Genomic DNA, 6000 nt, shown 5'->3' on the forward strand with positions numbered 1-6000 from the left:
CGTCGGCGCGGCTCGCCGCGCCTTACGTTTAGGGGGTATGTCATGGGGTTGATGAATAGCTCGAAGACCGGGACCTTGTCGTCGCGCGAACTCTCGCGCCGCACGTTCGTGAAGGCGATGGGAGCGATCGCGGCGGCGGCGCCCGTCGCGCTCAACCTGGCGGGATGCGGCAGCCAGCGCGCGAGCGAGGCGGGGTCCTCCGGCACCTCGGGTTCCGATTCCGGAACGCTCACGTTCGGTCAGTCCTCGGAGCCGGCGTCCCTCGACCCGGCGCTCATCCAGGACGGCGCCTCGAGCAACGTGACCAACCAGATCTACGAGACCCTCGTGAGGTTCGATGAGGACTCCTCGGACGTCCAGCCATGGCTCGCGGAGAAGTACGAGATCTCCGAAGACGGCCTCACGTACACCTTCCATCTGCGCGAGGGCGTGAAGTTCCACGACGGGACCGATTTCAACGCTGAGGCCGTCAAGCGCTCGATCGACCGCCAGCTCGAGCCCAACCGCACGGAGGACATGCCCTATGCGTCGTTCAACTTCGGTTCCGAGGACTCGGGGACCGGCGTCGCGAGCATCGAATGCCCGGACGACTACACGGTCGTCTTCACGCTGTGCGCGTCCTCGACCCCGTTCATCAAGAACCTGGCGATGCAGCTGAGCTCCCCGATAGTCTCGCCGTCCGCCCTGGACGAGTACGACAACGACCTGACGGAGAACCCCGTGGGAACCGGTCCGTTCACATTCCGCTCCTGGGACCACGACCAGAGCATCGTGCTCGATGCCAACGAGGATTACTGGAACGACGATGCCGCGCCCAAGGTCGACACGATTGTCTTCCGTTTCATCTCCGAGACGGCGAGCCGCGTGACCGCCCTTGGGAACGGCGAGTGCGACGTCATCGAGGGCGTCGACATGTCCACCGCGGACCAGGTCAAGTCGGCGGGCAAGGAGATCCTCACCACGGAGGGGATGAACATCAACTACGTCGTCCTGCGTACCGACCAGGGGCCGATGATGGATGTCGAGGCCCGTCGCGCGGTTCGCCAGGCCATCGACGTCGACGCGCTCGTCGACGCGCTCTACGGCGACTACGCCACGGTGGCGAACTCCTTCATGCCCGTCTGGATGGCGCCCTACGACAAGGACGTCGAGCAGCTGGCCTATGATCCCGACGCCGCGGCGGCGACCTTCAAGGAGCTGGGCATCACCGAGCTCACTATGCTCACCTACTCGTCCCAGCGCAACTACAACCCCGCGGGCGGCCAGGAGCTCGCCGAGAGCATCCAGGGTTATCTCTCCGACGCCGGGGTGAAGCTCACCATCAACTCCTACGACTGGACCACCTACCTCGACCGCAACACCGTCGAGGACTGGGACCTCTGCGCCACCGGATGGATCGGCGACAACGGCGACCCGGACAACTTCATGAACCTCTTCTCGGACACCGACCCGAGCATCAACATGTCCCGCTTCGCCAACGACGACTACACCGCGCTCATCCAGAAGGGCACGCAGACGCCGGATGGCGATGAACGCGACGATATCTACCTGCAGTGCGAGAAGATGATCGCGGATCAGGTCCCGGCGGTGGTGATCTGCCATACGCAGACCCTCGACGGATACGACTCCTCGGTTAAGGGGCTCGTGCGCCCCATGGTCGGGACGTTCTACCTCAGCGAGGTCTCGAAGGGATAGCGGCGCCGGGCCGGGGGTCGATGGAGCACCCCCGGCCGCGGCCTCGGCATGACGACGGGGGCTCGGAGGGTATCTTCGAGCCGAAGGCGAGAGAGGGGAAGCGTTGGCGAAATATGTCTTGAAGCGCCTGATGATGGCGGTGCTCGTGCTCTTCGGCGTGGTCACCATCGTGTTCATCATCATGCGCGCGTTCTCCTCCGACCCGGCCGCCTCGGTCCTCGGGCAGCACGCGACCGCCGAGTCCATGGCCGCCTGGCGCGCGTCCTACGGGCTCGACAAGCCCCTCTGGGAGCAGTACGTGAGCTATCTGGCGGGGCTCCTCCACGGCGATTTGGGCTACTCCTACTACGATCACACCTCGGTCGCGGGGCAGATCATGGGTCGGTTCCCGGCGACGATAGAGCTGGCGGTCTGCGCGATCCTCATAGCGGGGGTCTTCGGAATCGCCCTCGGCGTGGCGGCCGCCGTGCACAAGCGCTCCTTCTGGGACTACTTCAGCACGGTGGTCTCGCTGGTGGGCGTCTCGATGCCCGTGTTCTGGCTCGGCATCCTGCTCATCATCCTGTTCGCCGGCTCTCTCCACGTCCTGCCGTCGACGGGGCGCATCGACCCCATGCTCCAGCCGGTCGGGGGAACGGGCTTCTATCTCCTCGACACGCTCCTCTCGGGGGACTTCGAGGCGTTCGGGAACGCGCTCGCCCACATGATCCTCCCCTCGGTCACCCTGGCGATGTACTCCCTCGCCATCATCTGTCGCATGACCCGTTCGAGCATGCTCGACACGCTCGATGAAGACTACGTCCGGACCGCCCGCGCTAAGGGCGTAAGGCGCCGCCGGGTCCAGACGCACCACGCCCTGAGGAATGCGATGCTGCCCGTCACCACCGTGATCGGTCTGGAGCTGGGGAGCCTCCTGGGAGGCGCCATGCTCACCGAGACCATCTTCGCCTGGCCCGGCATCGGCAAGCTCGCGGTCGACGCCATCCAGCAGAGCGACTATCCGGTGGTGCAGGGCGTCGTGCTCCTCATCGGCGTCATCTACGTGCTCATGAACATCGTGGTCGATGTGGTCTATGCCTACCTCGACCCGAGGATCACCTATACCAAGGAAGAGGGGTGATGGTGATGGCGCAGGCGCTCGGAATCGGCGCGCGGCATCGCGCACCGGGCAGGCTGGGGATGATGGGGCGCCAGATATGGGATGCGCTCAGGGACGACAAGCCCGCCCTCGTGGGGCTGGCGTTCATCATCCTGCTCGTTGCCATCGCCGTGGTCACCGCGATATGGCCGGGGGTGCTGCCCTACGACCCGTACGAGCAGGACCTCGCGCAGTCCTTCCAGCCCCCGAGTCCTGCCCATTGGTTCGGCACCGACCAGCAGGGCCGCGACATCCTCTGCCGCATATTGGTGGGTACGCAGATCTCGCTCTCCGTCGCAGCCGTCGTGGTGGTCGTCTCGCTCGCGGCGGGTGTGCTCCTCGGGGCGATTGCCGGCTTCAAGGGGGGAGCAGTCGACACCGTCATCATGCGTGTGATGGACATGATGCTCGCGATTCCCTCGATGCTGCTGGCCATTGCGCTCATGGCGGCGCTCGGCACGGGAATCGACAAGGCAGTCATAGCCATCAGCATCGTCGCGATACCCCAGTACGCGCGCATCGTGCGCGGACAGGTGCTTTCCGTGAAAGAGCGCGAGTACATCTCCGCCGCGCGGGTGGCGGGCGACACGGACGCCACCATCATCTTCAAGCACGTGCTGCCGAATGTCATGCCCTCCATCATCGTGCGCGCCACGCTGGGCGTCTCGTCGGCGATCCTCGATACCGCATCCCTCGGCTTCCTCGGCCTCGGCGTCCAGCCACCCGCCGCGGAGTGGGGCGATATGCTGGGCAGCGGGAGGAACTTCATCTTCACCGCCCCCTATTCGCTCGTGTTCCCCGGCCTCGCCATCACGGTGACGGTCCTTGCGTTCAACTTGCTGGGCGATGCCATTCGCGACGCCTTCGACCCCAAATCCCGAAAGCGGTGATGGACCATGGCATTGCTTGAGGTACAGGACCTCGTGACGGAGTTTCCCACGCGCGCCGGCGTGGTCCGCGCAGTGAACGGCGTCACCTTCTCCGTGGACGAGGGCGAGATTCTCGCCGTCGTGGGGGAATCGGGATCCGGGAAGAGCGTGACGGCGCTCTCCATCATGGGACTTCTGCAGGATCCCGGGCACATCGCCCACGGCAGCATCACCTTCGACGGCCGGGAGCTCTCGGCGCTCAGCGACCGGGAGATGGAGGAAGTGCGCGGCAACCAGATCGGCATGATCTTCCAGGAGCCCATGACGAGCTTGAACCCCGTCTACCGCGTGGGGGACCAGATCGTCGAGGCGATCCTCACGCACGAGAAGATAGGGAAGAAGGAGGCCTGGGAGCGCGCCGTCGAGATGCTGCGCGTGGTGGGCATTCCGAGCCCCGAGGAACGGGCGCACGACTTTCCGCACCAGATGTCCGGTGGCATGCGCCAGCGCGTGATGATCGCCATGGCGCTCGTCTGCCGGCCCAAGCTGCTCATCGCAGACGAGCCCACTACCGCGCTCGACGTGACCATCCAGGCGCAGATCCTGGACCTCATCTACCGCCTGCGCGACGCCTACCACATGGCGGTGCTGCTCATCACGCACGATCTGGGCGTGGTGTCCGAGGTGGCCGACCGCGCGGTCGTCATGTACTGCGGGCGCACCGTGGAGGAGGCCCCCGTCGCCGAGCTCTTCATGCATCCGCACCATCCCTACACGACGGGCCTGCTGCAGTCGATTCCGCGGCTCGAGGACGATTCGTCCGAGCGGCTCTACGCCATCGAGGGCACCGTGCCCGATCCGCTCGAGGTGGGGGAGGGCTGCCCGTTCGCCAACCGCTGCGCCTATGCCGCGGACCGCTGCCGCTCCGAGCTACCCGCCTTGAGCCCCGTCCCCGGCGAGGGACATCGCTCGATCCGCTGCTTCTATCCCCTGGAGGTGCACTGATGGTAGATATCCAGGACCGAGCCGCCTCGGCGGCGCCCGCCGCCGGCGACGACGTGCTGCTGCGCGTCGAGCACCTCACCAAGTCGTTCGTAGCCAAGTCGAGCGTGTTCGGTAAGCCCCTCTCGTACGTGAGCGCCGTCGACGACGTCTCGTTCACCATCCGCCGCGGCGAGGTGTTCGGGCTCGTGGGCGAGTCCGGTTGCGGCAAGACGACGGTTGGCCGCATGATCGCCGGACTGATCGCGCCCACGAGCGGCACCATCACCTTCGACGGCCGTGACATCACCGCGCTCTCCCCGCGCGAGCGGCGCGCCCTCAGCCGTGATATCCAGCTCGTGTTCCAAGACCCGTACGCCTCACTCGACCCGCGCATGACCGTCTCCGAGATCATCTCCGAGCCCATCGTGGCGCACGGCCTGCTTCCGGCGGACCAGATTCCCGGGCGCGTGGCGGAGCTGTTGGAGCTCGTGGGGCTCTCCCCGTCCATGGCGACCCGCTATCCGCACGAGTTCTCGGGCGGCCAGCGCCAGCGCATCGGGATCGCCCGTGCGCTCGCCCCCAAGCCCAAGCTCATCATCTGCGACGAGGCGGTATCGGCGCTCGACGTGTCGGTGCAGGCGCAGGTGCTCAACCTCTTGCAGGACCTGAAGGAGCGCTTGGGCTTCGCGTACCTGTTCATCGCGCACGGCCTGAACGTGGTGAAGCATGTGAGCGACCGTGTGGGCGTGATGTACCTGGGCAAGCTCATGGAGATCTCCGAGGGAAACGACCTCTATCGCTACCCGCTCTGCCCGTACACCCAGGCGCTGCTCTCCGCGATTCCCTCGGTCGACCCGACGGTGCGGCGCAAGCGCATCATCCTGGAGGGCGACGTTCCGAGCCCCATCGATCCCGCCCCGGGATGCCGCTTCGCATCGCGCTGCTATGCGAAGGTGGGCGCCTGCGAGGTGGTGTTTCCGGAGCTGCGGCCCATCGGCGCGGACGGCGGCCACGAGGTCGCCTGCCACCGCTACGACGGTCTCGACAGTGTCGAGCGGGCGCGCGAGCTCGCCGAGGAGCTGCAGACCGGCATGGCCCGCGCACCGTACGGGCGCGGTGCGGGCGAGACGAACGCGATTCCCGCCACGGCAGCTCCCCAGGAGGACCCCGCTGCCTAGGGGGCTGCGCGCGATGTCGTGCGGCCAAGGAACATGATCGAGGAGGAACACATGGGGAGCCGGGTGGTATCGAAGGGCACGATGAGCGAGCGGCATGCGGCGGAAGTGCCGCTCGCCGCGCTCGCGTCGTGCGGGG

5 protein-coding genes are annotated in these 6000 nt (G+C 66.4%); all 5 read left to right on the forward strand.

Features of this window, described 5'->3' with window-relative positions:
• Positions 1–42 precede the first annotated feature (42 nt).
• The gene (locus tag HGEM_RS03610) at positions 43–1695 is read left to right on the forward strand and encodes an ABC transporter substrate-binding protein (RefSeq protein ID WP_035100637.1); all 1653 of its coding nucleotides are present in this window, start codon (positions 43–45) and stop codon (positions 1693–1695) included.
• A 103-nt stretch (positions 1696–1798) separates the two neighbouring features.
• Positions 1799–2815, forward strand: coding sequence for an ABC transporter permease (locus HGEM_RS03615; protein WP_019128047.1), 1017 nt, complete (start codon positions 1799–1801; stop codon positions 2813–2815).
• On the forward strand, positions 2815–3723 hold the full coding sequence (gene nikC, locus HGEM_RS03620) for a nickel transporter permease (protein WP_019128048.1): 909 nt from the start codon (positions 2815–2817) through the stop codon (positions 3721–3723). The genes HGEM_RS03615 and nikC overlap by 1 nt, the downstream gene beginning before the upstream one ends.
• A gap of 6 nt (positions 3724–3729) precedes the next feature.
• A complete protein-coding gene (locus tag HGEM_RS03625) occupies positions 3730–4707 on the forward strand; it encodes an ABC transporter ATP-binding protein (protein WP_019128049.1) in 978 nt (325 codons plus the stop codon).
• Positions 4707–5864 carry an ABC transporter ATP-binding protein gene (locus HGEM_RS03630; protein ID WP_019128050.1) on the forward strand — a complete coding sequence of 386 codons (1158 nt, stop codon included), beginning with the start codon at positions 4707–4709 and terminating at the stop codon, positions 5862–5864. Before HGEM_RS03625 ends, HGEM_RS03630 begins: the two co-directional genes overlap by 1 nt.
• Positions 5865–6000: the final 136 nt, after the last annotated feature.

Source organism: Enorma massiliensis phI (genome assembly GCF_000311845.1).
GTDB lineage: Bacteria > Actinomycetota > Coriobacteriia > Coriobacteriales > Coriobacteriaceae > Enorma > Enorma massiliensis.